Below are 16,117 nucleotides of genomic sequence, written 5' to 3'. Positions count from 1 at the left end.
TATCAATGGGTAACCCCCGTCCACTCGTTGCAGGAGCGATGTAATGTCATCCACTCATAATAAGAAGAGCGTGGACGTGCAGGCGTTTATCGATCGCCATCCGATGTCAGGCTTTCAGTGGCGCATCCTCATACTGTGCTTTCTGGTTGCGACGCTGGACGGTTTGGACACGGCTATCGGCGGCTTTATCGCACCTGTACTGCGCGAGGAATGGGCGCTGACGACCGCGCAGCTTAATCCGTTGCTGGGCGCGGTATTACTGGGATTGATGCTGGGGGCCTTTGCTGCCGGGCCCTTAGCTGACCGCTTCGGGCGCAAGATGGTGCTGTTAGTCTCGGTGCTGTTTTTTTCCGGTTGGAGTCTGGCCTCGGCGACAGCGGGTGATGTGCAAACACTGACGGTATTGCGGTTTCTCACGGGTCTGGGGCTGGGCGGAGCGATGCCCAATGCGATTACCCTGGTCAGCGAATATTGCCCAGTGCGCCGCCGCTCGTTAATGGTCACCCTGATGTTCTGCGGATTCACCCTTGGCTCAGCCTTGAGCGGGGTACTGGTTGCCCATTTGCTGCCACTTGTAGGCTGGCGCGCAGTGTTGATGCTGGGCGGGTTGTTACCGTTGTTGTTTTTACCCATGCTAATGGCGTGGCTGCCCGAATCGGTACGGTTTTTGATCGCCAGGCGCATGGTGCCCGACAGGGTGACGGACATCTTGCGGCGCATTGCTCCACTGCCAGCCAATGTGCAACTTGAGGTGCCTCCACAGGCTAAAGATTCACCCGTGCGAGAGATCCTTCAAGGGCATTTGAAATACGGAACCTTGCTGCTATGGGGGACGTTTTTTACGGGGTTCATGATCATCTACCTGCTCACCAACTGGCTGCCGACCCTGATCCGCGAGACGGGTCAGGCGATGTCGGACGCGGCGCTGGCTGGTGCAATGTTCCAGGTCGGTGGAACGCTGGGGGCGATTATCCTTGGCGCAACCATGGATCGCATTGATGCCTGGAAAGTGCTGACTACGGCGTACATCGGCGGCACGTTGACGTTGTTGGCCATCAGCCAGTTCTATCAGCATTTCTCAGTGCTATTGGCATGCGTGGCCGCCATGGGCTTTTGTATCAGCGGCAGCCAGGTTGGAGCCAACGCCCTGGCGGCGAACTTCTACCCGACTACCAGCCGTGCCACTGGTGTTGCTTGGTGCCATGGGGTCGGACGCATCGGCTCGATTGCAGGCACTTTGGCTGGCGGCACCTTATTGAGTGCCGGGATTGGTTTGAACGGTATTTTTCTTTGGCTGATGGTGCCAGCGCTACTCGCAGCGACTGCTGTTTTTTTAATGGGTCGGCGTTATCGCGCCCTACCCAAGATAAAAGGAGAATACGGTGCAATTGTATAATTTTTTCAACAGCTCCACCTCATGGCGCGTGCGCATAGCGCTGGCACTCAAGGGTTTTGACTACCAGCACCAGGGTATTAATATCCGCGTCGGCGAGCAGGCAACGGCCTCGTTTTTGAAACTAAACCCGTCACACAGCGTACCTTTGCTGATCACGGATGATGGTCAGCCGATCAGCCAATCCCTGGCAATCATTGATTATCTGGACAACCTCAGTCCACACGCGCGACTGATCCCGCTAGAGCCTCTGGCCCGCGCCCGCGTATTGGAAGTGGCGAATCTAATAGGTTGTGACATTCATCCCCTGAACAACCTACGTGTGTTGGGTTACCTGAATAAACAACTGGCAATCAGCGATCAACAGAAAGAGGCGTGGTACAAGCACTGGATCGAAGAGGGAATCAAGGCGTTGGAAACTATGTTGAGCCGCCATGGCAGCGGCAGCTACTGTTTTGGCGACAGCCCGAGCCTGGCCGATTGTTGTCTGGTACCTCAGGTGGCCAATGCATTGCGCATGGGCTGCGAACTTCAGCGGTTTGAGCAGGTTTTGACGGTTTACCAATTGTGTTTGGAGCATCCAGCTTTTATAAAGGCGCAGCCTCACAATCAGCCTGATTACATAGGCTGAAAGCCAATTACAGTGATTTCACGTCTGAATCCCTCCAGATTAGTAGAAACTTTGTGCCTTAAAATGAGGCCGATCAGGGGGAGCTAATAGCCCCCCGTATTACCCGAAAGAATTCAAAGCCCAAGCGGTCAATCAACTGATCGAAAATGAGCTGCCAGTGTCCAAAGGTGCATCCAGGCATCGAGTTCTGGAATTTCGCTGTGTGCACGACACGATAGAAAAACCTGGGGGCTACTCGCTATGCTCGAATCAACTTGGACCGCACTCAAGCACCATCAACGGGGGCGTGAAATTGTTACTATCCTCGCCAGTTTCGGGGCTCAGGATGTGCTATTCCGTCTGGGCCTGGGACGGCTGGTGGGGGGGGCTGAGCCCGTCGGCAGCCAACCAACTGACGAGGGCACCCCACAGCGCGTGAGGCGAGCGTTGGAGGCGTTGGGGCCAACGTTTGTCAAGCTTGGGCAGATCCTTGCAAGTCGCGGCGACATCTTGCCGGCATTGTGGATCGAAGAACTCGAAAACCTGCACAGCGGCGCGGCAACGTTGACTTGGGAGCAGTTGCAAGGCCAGGTTCTTGAAGACCTTGGTGCTGAGCTTGATCAGGTGTTCGCCGAGTTCAATACCACTCCTCTTGCGGCAGCATCGATTGCCCAGGTCTATCGGGCGCGCCTGCTCAGTGGTGAGGACGTGGTGGTCAAAATTCAGCGCCCTGGGTTGCGACGTAAAATGACTGCCGACCTGCAACTGCTGGAAAGCGTCGCCCTACTGATTGAAGACAACGGCGCTTTGGCGCAGTACCAACCGCGCAAGATGGTCCGACAACTGGCTCGAGCGATGTTGGAAGAGCTGGATTTTACTCAGGAAGGCCTTAACTGTGACGCCGTAGCGGCTAATTTCTCGCAGCAGCCGCACATTGTCATCCCGCGTATTTATTGGGCCCATAGTAGCGAGCGGCTGCTTGTACAGGAATATCTTCCCAGCTATACCCCGCTGGAGCGCCAAGCTCTGATCGAGCAAGGCTTGGACCCGAGCCTGCTGGCCAGCCGTGGCGCACGTGCATTTATAAAAATGCTCTTGGAGGACGGTGTGTTCCATGGTGATCCGCACCCAGGCAACCTCAAGGCCATGAGTGGTAATCGTGTCGGTTTTATTGACTTTGGCATGGTTGGTCGTCTCGACGAGCGCCGACGCCTTGAGGTGATGAGCTTCATGCGCGCATTGACCGAGAACAATAGTGATGCGCTGGTGACTGTGCTAATCGACTGGAGCGGCAATGGTGTGCAGAACATACCCGCCATTGAACAGGCCGCCCGCGAATACATAGCGCGCCATGGTGGCAAGGCACTGAACATGAGTGCGCTCATTGAAGACTTTCTTGATTTGATGCGCGAGCACCAATTGCTCTTACCGCCTGATTTGTTGGTGCTGTTCAAGGCCCTGGTGACTGCCGATGGTGTGCTGACGCGTCTGGACCCGGAATTAGACCTTATCGCCACAGCCAAGCCGGCCATCGTCAAAATGCTCCGGGAGCAATTGAGTTGGAGGATGACAAAGCGCCTGGGCCTCGATGGCCTTGAGTTGGGACGCGGCCTGCTGGGTGACTTGCCGCAACTGGCGCGACTGCTAGTCAACCGGCTCAAGCACGGAGTGCTGGAAGTGCGCATGGATCTGCCTGGGCTAGAGCGTCTGGAGCGCTCATTGCGCCTGGCCTCCACAAGGCTTTCCTTAGCGTTGCTGATCAGTGCCTTGGTGATTACCTTCGGTCCGCAGATCGCTGCAGTGGGGCCCGTGTGGGCGGGCTTGCCGATACTCAGTTGGCTGGCGGCGATTGCCACGGCGGGTGGTCTGGTGGCGTTTTTATGGAGTTTGTTTAAAAGTTCTTAATTGGACTACAACGCTCAGGGACTGATCTCGTTGATCAGTAACAGTCCTCTCCTTTCTTAGATGCACGGAGTATTCGGTACTCAGGGCACAAGTTATGCACTGGGCGGAGCTGAATGGACTACTGGTCTGGGTCTAGCTATTGGTGCCTGGTCACCGAGGATCGCACCGATAGCCGCCGTCGGCTACTGTCTGTTTTACCTGACAACCTCCACTCTACTCTTGACTGTTCCAGGTGGCTGGAGGCTTCGGCAGGTGGTTTTCCAACCATGACCGGCATCCGCGCGTTTTTGATCAAAGCACCTAGTGCTGCTGGCCGGTTCGCTGGTACTGGTCAAGAATGCGGCGCAACAACTAACGACCCCCTTCAAAAGCGCTGTCAGCGGTCGGCAAGTCTTGGTTGACTGATATTGCTGACTTGGTGCGGCTTGATGGGTGGATCAACGGGCGCGCCGTCCTATCAATGGCGGCTGTACCACCAAGTAAGCCGCCTTAGGTGTCAGCGTGATCTATGTGGCGCACGTGGTTACTGGTGAGGAGTTGGCGTCCGGCATGGCGGCGTTGTTCAAGGTGATTGATGCGGTAAAACAGCAGCAACTGCCGGGCATACCTGGGTATCAACAACTCAGCCCGGCGATCACGCTCGATCCGCAGCAACTGTCGCTCGCGTCCGGGAACCTGCCATGGCCGGCGGTGCAGGATGCCGACGGCAACGAGCTGCCACGTCGGGCGAGCATCAACAGTTATGGTTTTGGCGGCGTCAATGCCCATCTGGTGGTGGAGGAATTTGTTGATCATCTGCGTGTAACTGCAGCTGATATCGGGCCGCAACTGATCCTGTTGGCTGCGTGACGGCCTGAACCTGATCATCGGCGGCCCGACAGGCGTAGGCAAAACGTGGCTCGCCTGCGCGCTGGCCCATAAGGCTTGCCGGGACGGTTACAGCGTGCGTTATCTTCGTCTGCCTCGCTTGATGGAAGAACTGGGCCTGGCCCACGGCGACGGTCGCTTCGCCAAACTCATGGCGGGTTATGCCAAGACCGATCTGCTGATCCTGGACGACTGGGGCCTTGCACCGTTTACCGCCGCGCAGCGGCGCGACATGCTGGAACTGCTGGACGACCGTTACGGAAACCGCTCGACGCTGGTGACCAGCCAGATGCCGGTGAATAAGTGGCATGCGCTGATCGGTGATCCGACCTTGGGCGATGCGATCCTAGACCGGCTGGTGCACAACGCTTACCGCATCGAACTGAAGGGCAAATCGATGCGCAGGCGCGCAACGAAATTGACTGCAACCGGGACTTCAGACTAACAATGCGAACCTGCGTCGCTGCGCTCCGACTGCCTCTCCAAGTGAGCGTGGAATGAGTGTCCAAATGATCGTGGGCTGAGTGTCCAAGTGTTGTGGAATCCGCACTCTAAAACCACAACTGATGCAGTTGCGGTCGTTTCCGTCAGAAAAATAACATCATGACTGAGTGGGGGCTTTTCCGCCCCATCTGACTCCTCGGCTTCTGATCCTCCGCTGTGACAATCTTTATTCTTCGAAAAACCCCATCATTTTTTGTAAATTCAAGATTTGTGACAGAGTTTATTAATTTTTTGCCACGCAGGTTTTGGCTGGAGGCCTCGAAATAAAAGGGGGCTTGTGACAACCTTTATTCCTAGGACACAGCTGCCTGAAGGCGTTGCGAACTGGCGACACACTGGTCGTGTGGAAACTGGATCGGCTCGGACGCGACCTGCGACATCTCATCAACACCGTGCACGACCTGACTGGGCGCGGCATCGGCTTGAAGGTATTAACCGGGCACGGCGCGGCCATCGACACCACGACCGCCGCCGGCAAGCTGGTCTTTGGCATCTTCGCCGCCCTGGCCGAGTTCGAGCGCGAGTTGATCGCGGAGCGCACGATTGCCGGCCTAGCCTCGGCCCGCGCGCGCGGGCGGAAAGGCGGCCGGCCGTTCAAGATGACCGCCGCCAAGCTGCGGCTGGCGATGGCGGCAATGGGTCAGCCAGAGACCAAGGTCGGCGACCTGTGCCAGGAACTTGGCGTCACGCGGCAGACCCTGTATCGGCATGTTTCACCCAAGGGTGAGCTACGTCCAGATGGCGAGAAGCTACTCAGCCGAATTTGATGCCGGCATGAGGCAACGTAGCGACAGCGTGGTTTGTCTCAATGGGAAGCGCTCATGATCGATCTTTGAAGGCCCGCAGCAGTCGTGTCACAGACAGGACGAACAAACCGGTCAGCGTGAGGGCTGCGATACCCCAGTACTCTCCGATGAACGCGCCGGCCGTCGTGCCGGCCAGCACAATGGCGAGAATCGGCAAATGGCAGGGACAGGTGAGCACGGCCAGCGCGCCCCACAGGTAGCCGGTGATCGGTTTGTGCGTCTCGGACGGCAAGCGCTCGGGGCTGTTCATGGCAGACTCTCCGCGTGCTGTGCCGGCTCGGTCGGCATGGTGGCCAACTGCACCTCCAGATCGGCCAACGCTTCGCGCCGACGCTCGACGAACTGGCGCAGAACGGCAAGCTGCGCGGCCGCTTCATCGCCGTCCGCAGCATCCAGCGCCCGGCACAGCCGCGCCAGCGCGTCCAGGCCGATGCCCGCCTCGAAGGCCGCCCGCACGAAGCACAGCCGTTGCAAGGCGGCATCATCGAACAGGCCATAGCCGCCCGGGGTGCACGCCACCGGACGCAGCAATCCGCGCAGCAGGTAGTCGCGCACGATATGCACGCTCACCCCGGCATCAAGGGCCAGCCGGGACACGGTGTAGGCGCTCATTGAAAACCTCCTTTTTTTATCCAGCGCAGCAGGAAAGCTGCTTCACGTCCTTGTTGAAGGTCTGCGCCGCAAGCTTCAACCCCTCGACCATTGTCAGGTAGGGGAACAACTGGTCGGCCAGTTCCTGCACCGTCATGCGGTTGCGGATGGCGAGCACCGCCGTCTGGATCAGTTCGCCCGCTTCCGGGGCCACCGCCTGCACGCCGATGAGCCGTCCGCTACCTTCCTCGATGACCAGCTTGATGAAGCCGCGTGTGTCGAAGTTGGCAAGCGCTCGCGGAACGTTGTCGAGTGTCAGCGTGCGACTGTCGGTCTCGATGCCATCGTGGTGCGCTTCCGCCTCGCTGTAGCCCACGGTGGCGACTTGCGGGTCGGTGAACACCACTGCCGGCATCGCGGTCAGATTGAGGGCTGCGTCGCCGCCGGTCATGTTGATCGCGGCACGGGTGCCGGCGGCCGCTGCCACGTAGACGAACTGCGGCTGGTCGGTGCAGTCGCCGGCCGCGTAGATGTTCGGGTTGCTCGTGCGCATGCCTTGGTCGATAACGATGGCCCCTTGCGCATTGACAGTGACCCCCGCCGCGTCCAGCGCGAGGCTGCGCGTATTCGGTGCCCGACCGGTGGCAACCAGCAACTTGTCAGCGCGCAATTCACCGTGTCCGGTGGTCAGCACGAATTCGCCGTTCACATGGGCGACCTGGCTGGCTTGCGTGTGCTCCAGCACCTCGATGCCCTCGGCGCGGAAAGCGGCTGTCACGGCCTCGCCGATGGCCGGGTCTTCCCGGAAGAACAAGGTGCTGCGTGCCAGGATCGTGACCTGGCTGCCGAGCCGGGCAAAGGCTTGCGCCAGTTCCAACGCCACCACCGACGAACCGATCACGGCCAGGCGTGCGGGAATGGTGTCGCTGACAAGCGCTTCGGTGGAAGTCCAGTAGGGTGACTCTTTCAGGCCCGGAATCGGCGGCACGGCCGGACTGGCACCGGTGGCGACCAGGCAGCGGTCGAACGTTACCTCGCGCTCGCCACCCTCGTTCAAACGGACGACCAGGCTCTGGTCGTCCTTGAAACGCGCTTCACCGTGCAAAACGGTGATGGCTGGATTGCCGTCCAGGATGCCTTCGTATTTGGCGTGCCGCAGTTCATCGACACGGGCCTGCTGCTGGGCCAGCAGTTTGCTGCGGTCAATCGCAGGCACAGTTGCCGCAATACCGCCGTCGAACGGACTTTCCCGGCGCAGATGGGCAATATGGGCAGCGCGGATCATGATCTTGGACGGCACACAGCCGATATTGACGCAGGTGCCGCCGATGGTGCCGCGTTCGATCAGCGTGACCGTCGCGCCTTGCTCGACGGCCTTCAGCGCCGCCGCCATCGCGGCCCCGCCGCTGCCAATGATGGCGATATGCAAACCGGCGCCCTCAAGTGCATCACGGATTTTTGGTTCATCTTTGAAATCACCAACCCGGATCGAGCCTTGATAACCCAATGCGGCGATGGCGGCCAGCAGTTGGTTGTGGCTCACGGCGGTGTCTGCCATGACTTGCGCGCGGCTTTCTGGATAGGACACCACAGCGGCATTCACGCCGGGAATCTTTTCCAAAGCATCTTTGACATGGGTGGCGCAGGATGTGCAGGTCATGCCATTCACGGTGATTTCGGTCATTTTTTTACTCCATTGAATTTCGGGGTGCAGCAGGCATCGGCTTGGCGTTTTCGTTGGATGGCGTAGATGGTCAAGCCGATGAAAATCGCCAGCGCAGGCAGCAGCACATAGTCCAGATAGCCGGTCAGCGCGGACAAGCCGACCACACCGAGCAAAATGACCAGAACAGGGGTGAAGCAACACAGCGCCACGAGGGTTGTGCCAATGATGCTGACCCGCAGCAGTGTCTTCGGGTCTTTCATGATCAGTTCTTGACTGATGATGGGTAGCCCGCATCCTCGGTAGCCTTGGTCAGTTTCTGCACGCTGGTCTTGGCATCATCGAAGGTGACCACCGCTTCGCGCGTCTCGAAGGTCACGTCAACTTTACTGACGCCATCGACCTTGGAAATCGCCTTCTTGACAGTGATCGGACAGGCCGAGCAGGTCATGCCCGGTACGGACAGCGTAACGGTCTGGGTGGCGGCCCACACGGGGGCAACAACGGCAGCGAGGGCAAGGGCGGAAAGCAGCTTTTTCATGGTGAACTCCTGTGATCAATAGAAAAATGGCACGACGTAGGGAAATCCGAGCGCGACCAAAACCAGCACGGCCACGCCCCAGAAAATGAGCTTGTAAGTAGCTCGCACTTGGGGAATCGCGCAAACCTCACCCGGTTTGCAGGCGGCTGACGGCCGGTAGATGCGCCGCCAGGCGAAGAACAACGCCACCAGCGCCACGCCGATAAAGATGGGGCGATAGGGTTCCAACACCGTCAAGTTGCCGATCCAAGCGCCGCTGAACCCCAAGGCGATCAGAACCAGCGGCCCGAGGCAGCAAGCCGAGGCGAGGATGGCGGCCAGCCCGCCAGTGAAGAGCGCGCCGCGCCCGTTTTGAGGTTCAGACATACGTTTGTCCTTTCGAATCTGAATTGGATAGCTTAAGCTTACTTCCGTAGTTATGTACGGAGTCAAGCGATATGGAAAACAATTTGGAGAACCTGACCATTGGCGTTTTCGCCAGGACGGCCGGGGTCAATGTGGAGACCATCCGGTTCTATCAGCGCAAGGGCTTGCTCCCGGAACCGGACAAGCCTTACGGCAGCATTCGCCGCTATGGCGAGACGGATGTAACGCGGGTGCGCTTCGTGAAATCAGCCCAGCGGTTGGGCTTCAGCCTGGATGAGATCGCCGAGCTGCTGCGGCTGGAGGATGGCACCCATTGCGAGGAAGCCAGCAGCCTGGCCGAGCACAAGCTCAAGGACGTGCGCGAGAGGATGGCTGACCTGGCGCGCATGGAGGCCGTGCTGTCTGATTTGGTGTGCGCCTGCCATGCGCGGAAGGGGAACGTTTCCTGCCCGCTGATTGCGTCACTGCAAGGGAAGAAAGAACCGCGCAGTGCGGACGCGGTGTAGCCCGAGGGAACTACGCCTTAGCGTGCTTTATTTTCCGTTTTCTGAGGCGACTCCAACGTCAGAAAAGACCGTGCGGTCGACTTTTGATATTTCGTGCTGTCGCCTTCTGAAAGTGACACGCGGCACGGGAATCAAGGCATTGCGATTCTCGAAAATAGTTCTTGAAATTCTATTCTTGATTGCATATCATCTCAACGAGTTTCGATAAGAAAGGATGCCCATGCGACCGTCTGTTGTGCTTGACATGAAGCGAAGCGCAGTGCGTGAAGCGGTAGGCCGCTTTCGCGCCGCGAACCCGCGCGTCTTCGGCTCGGTGCTGCATGGCACCGACCGGGATGGCAGCGACCTCGACCTGTTGGTCGATGCGCTGCCCGGTGCCACGTTGTTGGACTTGGGCGATTTGGAAGAAGAACTGAAATCGCTGCTCGGCGTTGACGTCGATCTGCTGACTCCCGGCGACCTGCCGCCGAAGTTCCGGGCCAAGGTGCTCGCGGAGGCGCAACCGATATGAGCGAGAACCGCCTGCCCGATTACCTCGACCACATTCAGCAGGCCGCAACCGATGCGCGCAGCTTCGTGGAAGGGATGGCCAAGGACGACTTCTTGGCCGACAAGCGCACCCAGCAGGCCGTCATCATGAGCCTGATCGTCATCGGCGAGGCGGCCACAAAGGTGATGGATGGCTACGTCGAGTTCACCCAGGCGCATGCCGACGTGCCGTGGCGCAGCATGCGCAATATGCGTAATCGCATGGCTCACGGCTATTTCGACATCAACCTCGATGTGGTGTGGGAGACGGTACAGGAATGGCTGCCGGCGTTGCTCCAGCAATTGCCCGCCGTGCGTCAGGATGCCGACGATGAAGACCGTAACGACAAAGGCATGGAGCCATGACCAATCAAGCCGCCGATGTTCGGCCCCTCTGGCGTGTTCGATCCCGCGACCTATGAGCCGCGCTCGGGCAAGACCTTCTGGATGGCCGCAACGGACGTGAGTTCGCTGGTGGGCAAGGAGGCAGCAGCCGACACGCTCATCGGCAACTGCACGACCGCACGACCAGCCTCCCGTTCAAATTCGAGTTAGAACTCATATCCAGCCTGTCTGGGGGCACTGTGAAAGAGGGATCTCCGATGACTGTTGAATCGAGAATATTTTCTGTAGCCGAGTATGTTCAGCCGTCCGAAGGCGAGCCTATTCGTTCCGTTGTGCTTGAAACCCGAGACTCAATTATCGTGGTTTGGCATGTCCATCCCGGGCAGGAAATTGCGGCTCACATTCATCCTCACGGCCAAGACACGTGGACTGTTTTGTCGGGAATGGCTGATTACTTTCAGGGCAATGGGATTGTTCGTGCCCTCAGGGAAGGTGAGATAGCCGTGGCAAGACCGGGCCAAGTGCACGGGGCGCGAAATACAGGTACCGAGCCATTTGTGTTCGTCTCGGTTGTGGCATCAGCCAATGCCGGTTTCGTATTGGCTGAGCGATAGAGCCCAATCTCTGGAGTTGGTCCAATGAGCGGTCGGGGAGATAGGTAACAGACATGCAGCGGACACGGCTGCTAAACCAGGTCGCAAACCTCCTTGCGTCGCAGCGTGCCGCAAGCGACGCGATCAATCGAATGGGGTCGGCATGAGACTGAACACCATCCAGTTCCCGACCGCGTAGCCGCCTGTCCTGCCGATCAGGTCTTGACCATCGACGCCTGGGATCAGTCCTGAATGTTCTTGGAGACCACTACGTTATGAGCCGCAGCCGCCGCAAAACACCCATCGTCGGGCACACGACCTGCGGCAGCGAGCGCGAGGACAAGAAGCTCTGGCATCAGCGCTGGCGCACCCGTGAGCGCACGGCGCTGACCAGCGCGTCGCCCGAAGCCCTGAGCGCCCATCTGCCCCTGCTGGAAAACCAGGCCAGCAGCGTCTGGTCGATGGGCAAGGATGGCCGCTCCTACTGGCCCGTCAAGCGCCAGGCCGCCACGGCGGATCGCATCGCCAATCACAAGGGACGCAACCCGCAAGAACGCGCCTCCCTGAAAAAGCGCCTGCTGCGCAAGTGGATGAGCAAATGAAGCTCTCCTTCCATCAGCACATTGCGCTGTTCTGGATGATCGGTGCTCCGGGCGTCTTCGCGCCCGTGATCGAGAACGCCAAGCGGCCCGATGCCGGCGCCGTCATGGCGTGGGGTGTCGCGATCGTGGCGGTGATGATCCTCTTCACCCCTTTGCTGCTGCGCTGTCCACCATTCCGGCGCTGGTATGGCCGGACGGATGCGCTGTCGGAGCGGCAGCGCCAGGCGCTTGCCGAGCGCGGCCTGCGCCGCTACTACCAGACCGCTTTCGATGACGGCTACGTGCCCCGCGTGATGCCCTACGTGTGGCGCATCATCTGGACGGTCGGCGGGTTGATGGCTGTGACCGCCGTACTGCCTACCAACACCGGACGGCCAGCCTTCGATGCCTTGGTGGTCTTCTCGACCTGGTATCCGATAGGCGTGATGCTGCTGGTTTTCGCGTCGAGGCCCCTTGGCCGGTTGATTCGCCAAAGAGCACAGGAGCGGCGGAAATGAGCACGTCAACCATCGAGGCGCTGGCCAGCGCCTGGGCAAGGATTGCCGAGGAAGCGGAATTCCCCGCTGACTACGAGGGGACTGCCACACCACAAGCGCATCGGGCTAGCGAAGCTATTCAGGAGCAGATTCGGGAGCGCATCGTCGCCACCAACGACATGCGGCTGTTCAGCCTGCTGCACCTGCTGGGTCAGGCGTCGCTGCGCATGGAGCAAGCGCTGTGGCCGGAGGATTACGAGCGGATGACGCGCGAGGTTGAGGAAGCCCTGCGGCAAGCCACCGACGCCAACGCCAGATCGTACACCCACGAAGAAGTGATGCAGGCGATGCAGGAACGCATCGACCGGGCGCGAGACAAGCCATGTTGATTGGCTATGCGCGCGTCTCGACGCAGGATCAGAACCTGGAGCTGCAACGCGAAGCCTTGAGCAAGGCCGGATGTAAAAAGGTCTTCGAGGACAAGGTGAGTGGCACGCGGGCAGACCGGCCTGGCTTGGCCAAGACGCTCGAAATGCTGCGCGAAGGCGATACTTTGGTCGTCTGGAAGCTCGACCGGCTGGGCCGGTCGGTCAAGCAACTGGTCGATCTGGTCGACGATCTGCACAAGCACGGTGTCCAGTTCAGGAGCCTCACCGACTCCATCGACACCGGCACACCATCCGGGCGGTTCTTCTTCCACGTCATGGCGAGCCTTGCCGAAATGGAGCGCGAGCTGACCGTCGAGCGCACCCGCGCCGGGCTGGAAGTCGCCAAGCAGCTCGGCCGCAAAGGCGGCCGCAAGCCGAAGATGACCGACAGCAAGATCGAGTCGGCCAAGAAGCTGCTGGCCAGCGGGGTGCCGCCCAAGGACGTGGCCAAGAACCTCGGCGTGTCCATTCCGACGCTGTACCGCTGGGTGCCAGCCTCCACGCACGCTTAGCGTGCTTTATTTTCCGTTTTCTGAGACGACCCCTGAAACTGGTCGATGAGATCCTCGACGCCCTGGGCATTACGCCGCTGTCATTCCGCAACCTGGGTGAACTCAGCGGCGGCCAGCAACAACTGGTCTCAATCGCCCAGACGCTGGTGCGCGAACCGCAGATCCTGCTGATGGACGAGCCCACCAGCGCCCTCGACATGCACCGCCAGGTCCAGGTGCTGAACTTCATGCGCGACCTGGCGCGAAAGCGCGAAGTCATCGTGTTCATCGCCATCCATGACCTGAACCAGGCCTTGCGCTTCGCCGATCAGGTGCTGGTCATCGCCGATGGCACCGCTCAGGGCAGCGGCCCGAGCCATGAAGTGATCAACGAGCAGATGCTGCGCGCGGTGTACAAGGTCGAGGCGCGCATCGAACGCTGCAGCCGTGGGCAGCACCATATCCTGATCGACGATATCGTCTGAACCGCTACGGCTGCAGCCCTTCCAGCGCCGTGCCGACCGCTTCCAGTAGCAAGTGCGCATGCTCCTGTTCGAAGGCCAGCAGCGGGCGAATCTTCAGCACGTTTTCCAGCGGCCCGGCAGCACTGATCAATACGCCCTGCTCGCGCATCGCGTTGACCACCTGACGGGTCTGCGTGGCGGCAGGCGCTTTTGTGGCGCGATCGGTCACCAGCTCGACCCCCAGGAACATCCCGGCACCGCGCACATCGCCGATGATCGGGTAACGCTCGGCCAGCTCCCGCAACCCCGTCAACAGACATTCACCCAGGGTGTGCGAGCGCTGCTGCAACTGTTCGTCACGGATGACGTCCAGCACGGCCTGCCCCGCTGCGCAGGACACCGGGTTGCCGCCAAAGGTGTTGAAGTAGCGCATGTTCTGGCCAAAGTGATCGACCACTTGCGCTCGACCGACCAGGCCGGCGATGGGGTGGCCGTTGCCCATCGGCTTGCCCAGGGTCAGGAGGTCGGGGCGCACGTCGTGCCGCTGGAAACCCCACATGTTCAGGCCAGTGCGGGCGAAGCCGGACTGGACTTCATCGGCGATGTACAACAGGCCTTCGGCCTGGGCCAATGCGATCCCTTCGGCGATGCAGCCGGTTGGGCCCGCAAAGACGCCATCGCTGGCGAAAATGCCGTCGAGCAGGATCGCCGCCGGACGAATGCCGTGTTTGCGCAGGTCATCGATGGCCGCACGGACGTCAGCCACGAAGGTCGAGGCCACTTGATCCGCACCCAGCCGATAAGCATCGGGGGCGCGAACGGTGCGCACGTGGGGTGGCAGAACCATGCTCGGGCCGAGCGACGGAGAAAGCTCGGCGATATCACCCGTGACGCCATGATACGCGAAGCGGGTGATGATCACGCCGGTGCCGCCGGTAAACTGTTTGGCGATGCGCAACGCCAGATCGTTGGCCTCGCTGCCGGTGCACGTAAACATGACCCGCTCGAGGTACTCGGGAAAGGTGCCCAGCAGTTGCTCGGCGTAATCGAGCATGCCCTCCTGCAAGTAGCGAGTGTGGGTGTTGAGTTGCCCGGCCTGCCGGCTGATCGCCTCGACCACCCGGGGATGACAATGCCCCACCGACGCCACGTTATTGTAGGCATCCAGATACCGCCGGCCTTGTTCGTCGTACAGCCACACGCCCTCGCCGCGCACCGTGTGCAAGGGGTGTTCGTAGAACAGTCGATAGGCCGGGCCGAGCAACCGTGCCCGGCGTTCGACAAGGCGTTTTTCCTTGTCTGACAGGCGATCGGCATCTTCAGAAGTGAAACCGTTGATCATGCTCATGCGCCAACCTCCTGGGTGCAAGCGGCAAGGATTCTGTCGTGGATCTCGGCGGGTGCCATTGCGGACAATCCCGCCAGGGCATCCTGGGCGCGGTATGAGTTGCGCAGGATGTACTCGCGATTGTCCGGGTGCAGGTCGGCCCGCCAATAATTGATGCACAACGACAACGCCAGGCGTGTGGAGATCAGCACCGGCAGCAGTTGCAATTCTTCGCCGGTGAGGGGATTGACCTGGTGATAGGCGCGGATCATGTCCAGCGCCGGGGCCAGGACGTCGCCCGCCACCCCCAATTGGTACGATGCCGCGACCGCGACCTCGTTGACCAACGGCGCGTGGACCATGTCGCCAAAATCCAGGATGTTGCGCAACACATCGGGCTGATCCGGATCGACGATGATGTTGTGCGGGTTCATGTCGTTATGGATCACCTGGTGGCGCAGCGTGGCGCACTTGCCCAGTACCTGGGATTCGAAGCGGTCCAGGCTGTGTTCGATCCGGTCGCGACGAACGCCCGGCTCGATGTGTTTCAGCCGGGGCCTGAGGCGCTGGGCGTGTTGCATGTCCCACAGCAGGACGTGCCCGGCAGCGGGATGGCTGAAGCCGTCCAGGGCCAGGTCGAACCGGGCGAGCGCTTGGCCCAGGTTCTGCCTGAAATTCACCGATGTGTGGGCGACGCGGTGCAGCGGCAAGCCGTCAACGAAGGACAGGAGACGGACCAACATGCGCTGGCCTTCGATTTCGACCGGCTCCACGAATCGCCCGCCGAGTGATGCAAAGACACGCTGCACCGGCAACGCCGGATCGTTACGCTCGATCTGGAGCATGGCCTGGTTATGGAAGTCCACGACCTGCGGGTTTTCCAATGGATGCGACAACTTGAACAGACGCGACGTACCGTCCGCGAGCATGACCCGGAAATTGAGGTCGCGCTCGCCGCCCAGTTGCTCGAGTTTTCCGCTGATCGCGTAGTGCTGCGCAAGGACCCCAAGGACCTGCCCGTCACTGACACGGGCAGGGGCCGCCTCCAGCAGACAGGGTTGCGCCGATACTTTCTCAAGCGGCATTGTTCATGACTCCTCGCTTCGGTGAT

At 60.1% G+C, this 16,117-nt stretch carries 20 protein-coding genes and 3 pseudogenes; 15 read left to right on the top strand and 8 right to left on the bottom strand.

The window, feature by feature from the left end; translation table 11 throughout:
* Positions 1–43 precede the first annotated feature (43 nt).
* The 6 genes and pseudogenes from ACZRKZ_RS26040 to ACZRKZ_RS26015 all read left to right on the top strand — a co-directional run.
* Positions 44–1,396, top strand: a complete 1,353-nt coding sequence (locus tag ACZRKZ_RS26040; RefSeq protein WP_078481974.1) for an MFS transporter — start codon at positions 44–46, stop codon at positions 1,394–1,396.
* Positions 1,383–2,024, top strand: a complete 642-nt coding sequence (gene maiA / locus ACZRKZ_RS26035; protein ID WP_078481975.1) for a maleylacetoacetate isomerase — start codon at positions 1,383–1,385, stop codon at positions 2,022–2,024. The genes ACZRKZ_RS26040 and maiA overlap by 14 nt, the downstream gene beginning before the upstream one ends.
* Before the next feature lie 240 nt (positions 2,025–2,264).
* Positions 2,265–3,908 carry an ABC1 kinase family protein gene (locus ACZRKZ_RS26030; RefSeq protein WP_078481976.1) on the top strand — a complete coding sequence of 548 codons (1,644 nt, stop codon included), beginning with the start codon at positions 2,265–2,267 and terminating at the stop codon, positions 3,906–3,908.
* Between the two features lie 549 nt (positions 3,909–4,457).
* A complete protein-coding gene (locus tag ACZRKZ_RS26025) occupies positions 4,458–4,757 on the top strand; it encodes a beta-ketoacyl-[acyl-carrier-protein] synthase family protein (protein WP_078481977.1) in 300 nt (99 codons plus the stop codon).
* Positions 4,747–5,220, top strand: a pseudogene (gene istB, locus ACZRKZ_RS26020) (IS21-like element ISPre4 family helper ATPase IstB); the annotation flags it as partial. The gene ACZRKZ_RS26025 and the pseudogene istB, both read left to right, overlap by 11 nt.
* A 361-nt stretch (positions 5,221–5,581) precedes the next feature.
* Positions 5,582–6,046: pseudogene (locus ACZRKZ_RS26015) on the top strand (recombinase family protein); the annotation flags it as partial.
* 52 nt (positions 6,047–6,098) lie between these two features.
* Here the strand turns inward: ACZRKZ_RS26015 and merE are convergent.
* The 6 genes from merE to merT are packed head-to-tail and all read right to left on the bottom strand — an operon-like array spanning position 6,099 to position 9,246.
* Positions 6,099–6,335: a broad-spectrum mercury transporter MerE gene (gene merE, locus ACZRKZ_RS26010; RefSeq protein WP_001087809.1), complete on the bottom strand. Its 237-nt coding sequence runs from the start codon at positions 6,333–6,335 to the stop codon at positions 6,099–6,101.
* Entirely contained in the window at positions 6,332–6,697 is a 366-nt protein-coding gene (gene merD, locus ACZRKZ_RS26005) for a mercury resistance co-regulator MerD (protein ID WP_003465059.1), read from the bottom strand. The genes merE and merD overlap by 4 nt, the downstream gene beginning before the upstream one ends.
* Before the next feature lie 16 nt (positions 6,698–6,713).
* Positions 6,714–8,360 (bottom strand): mercury(II) reductase, encoded by a 1,647-nt coding sequence (gene merA, locus ACZRKZ_RS26000; RefSeq protein WP_000136268.1) that lies wholly within the window; start codon positions 8,358–8,360, stop codon positions 6,714–6,716.
* A complete protein-coding gene (gene merF / locus ACZRKZ_RS25995) occupies positions 8,357–8,602 on the bottom strand; it encodes a mercury resistance system transport protein MerF (RefSeq protein WP_000654684.1) in 246 nt (81 codons plus the stop codon). The genes merA and merF overlap by 4 nt, the downstream gene beginning before the upstream one ends.
* Positions 8,603–8,604: 2 nt before the next feature.
* Positions 8,605–8,880 carry a mercury resistance system periplasmic binding protein MerP gene (merP, locus tag ACZRKZ_RS25990; RefSeq protein ID WP_000735441.1) on the bottom strand — a complete coding sequence of 92 codons (276 nt, stop codon included), beginning with the start codon at positions 8,878–8,880 and terminating at the stop codon, positions 8,605–8,607.
* A gap of 15 nt (positions 8,881–8,895) precedes the next feature.
* Entirely contained in the window at positions 8,896–9,246 is a 351-nt protein-coding gene (merT, locus tag ACZRKZ_RS25985; protein WP_001294667.1) for a mercuric ion transporter MerT, read from the bottom strand.
* 71 nt (positions 9,247–9,317) lie between these two features.
* Between merT and merR the strand changes: the two genes are divergently transcribed.
* The 9 genes and pseudogenes from merR to ACZRKZ_RS25940 all read left to right on the top strand — a co-directional run.
* Positions 9,318–9,752, top strand: coding sequence for an Hg(II)-responsive transcriptional regulator (merR, locus tag ACZRKZ_RS25980; RefSeq protein WP_000429838.1), 435 nt, complete (start codon positions 9,318–9,320; stop codon positions 9,750–9,752).
* Positions 9,753–9,996: 244 nt separating this feature from the next.
* Positions 9,997–10,263: a nucleotidyltransferase family protein gene (locus tag ACZRKZ_RS25975; RefSeq protein ID WP_016487057.1), complete on the top strand. Its 267-nt coding sequence runs from the start codon at positions 9,997–9,999 to the stop codon at positions 10,261–10,263.
* Complete coding sequence (locus tag ACZRKZ_RS25970) at positions 10,260–10,646, top strand: HepT-like ribonuclease domain-containing protein (protein WP_003100872.1); 387 nt, start codon at positions 10,260–10,262, stop codon at positions 10,644–10,646. The genes ACZRKZ_RS25975 and ACZRKZ_RS25970 overlap by 4 nt, the downstream gene beginning before the upstream one ends.
* Before the next feature lie 236 nt (positions 10,647–10,882).
* Positions 10,883–11,239, top strand: coding sequence for a cupin domain-containing protein (locus ACZRKZ_RS25965; protein ID WP_003465043.1), 357 nt, complete (start codon positions 10,883–10,885; stop codon positions 11,237–11,239).
* Between the two features lie 254 nt (positions 11,240–11,493).
* Positions 11,494–11,820 (top strand): hypothetical protein, encoded by a 327-nt coding sequence (locus tag ACZRKZ_RS25960; protein ID WP_003100858.1) that lies wholly within the window; start codon positions 11,494–11,496, stop codon positions 11,818–11,820.
* Positions 11,817–12,317 (top strand): hypothetical protein, encoded by a 501-nt coding sequence (locus ACZRKZ_RS25955; protein ID WP_003100856.1) that lies wholly within the window; start codon positions 11,817–11,819, stop codon positions 12,315–12,317. The genes ACZRKZ_RS25960 and ACZRKZ_RS25955 overlap by 4 nt, the downstream gene beginning before the upstream one ends.
* Positions 12,314–12,685, top strand: a complete 372-nt coding sequence (locus ACZRKZ_RS25950) for a hypothetical protein (RefSeq protein WP_003100853.1) — start codon at positions 12,314–12,316, stop codon at positions 12,683–12,685. Before ACZRKZ_RS25955 ends, ACZRKZ_RS25950 begins: the two co-directional genes overlap by 4 nt.
* Positions 12,679–13,236 carry a recombinase family protein gene (locus ACZRKZ_RS25945; RefSeq protein ID WP_078481962.1) on the top strand — a complete coding sequence of 186 codons (558 nt, stop codon included), beginning with the start codon at positions 12,679–12,681 and terminating at the stop codon, positions 13,234–13,236. The genes ACZRKZ_RS25950 and ACZRKZ_RS25945 overlap by 7 nt, the downstream gene beginning before the upstream one ends.
* Positions 13,203–13,700 (top strand): annotated as a pseudogene (locus ACZRKZ_RS25940) (ABC transporter ATP-binding protein); the annotation flags it as partial. The gene ACZRKZ_RS25945 and the pseudogene ACZRKZ_RS25940, both read left to right, overlap by 34 nt.
* Before the next feature lie 4 nt (positions 13,701–13,704).
* Here ACZRKZ_RS25940 and ACZRKZ_RS25935 read toward each other — a convergent pair.
* Positions 13,705–15,027, bottom strand: a complete 1,323-nt coding sequence (locus ACZRKZ_RS25935; RefSeq protein WP_016487050.1) for an aspartate aminotransferase family protein — start codon at positions 15,025–15,027, stop codon at positions 13,705–13,707.
* Positions 15,024–16,091 (bottom strand): phosphotransferase, encoded by a 1,068-nt coding sequence (locus ACZRKZ_RS25930; protein WP_016487049.1) that lies wholly within the window; start codon positions 16,089–16,091, stop codon positions 15,024–15,026. The genes ACZRKZ_RS25935 and ACZRKZ_RS25930 overlap by 4 nt, the downstream gene beginning before the upstream one ends.
* Between the last annotated feature and the right edge of the window lie 26 nt (positions 16,092–16,117).

The organism is Pseudomonas sp. c313 (genome assembly GCF_055407145.1).
This window is presented reverse-complemented; position numbering and strand designations above follow the sequence as displayed.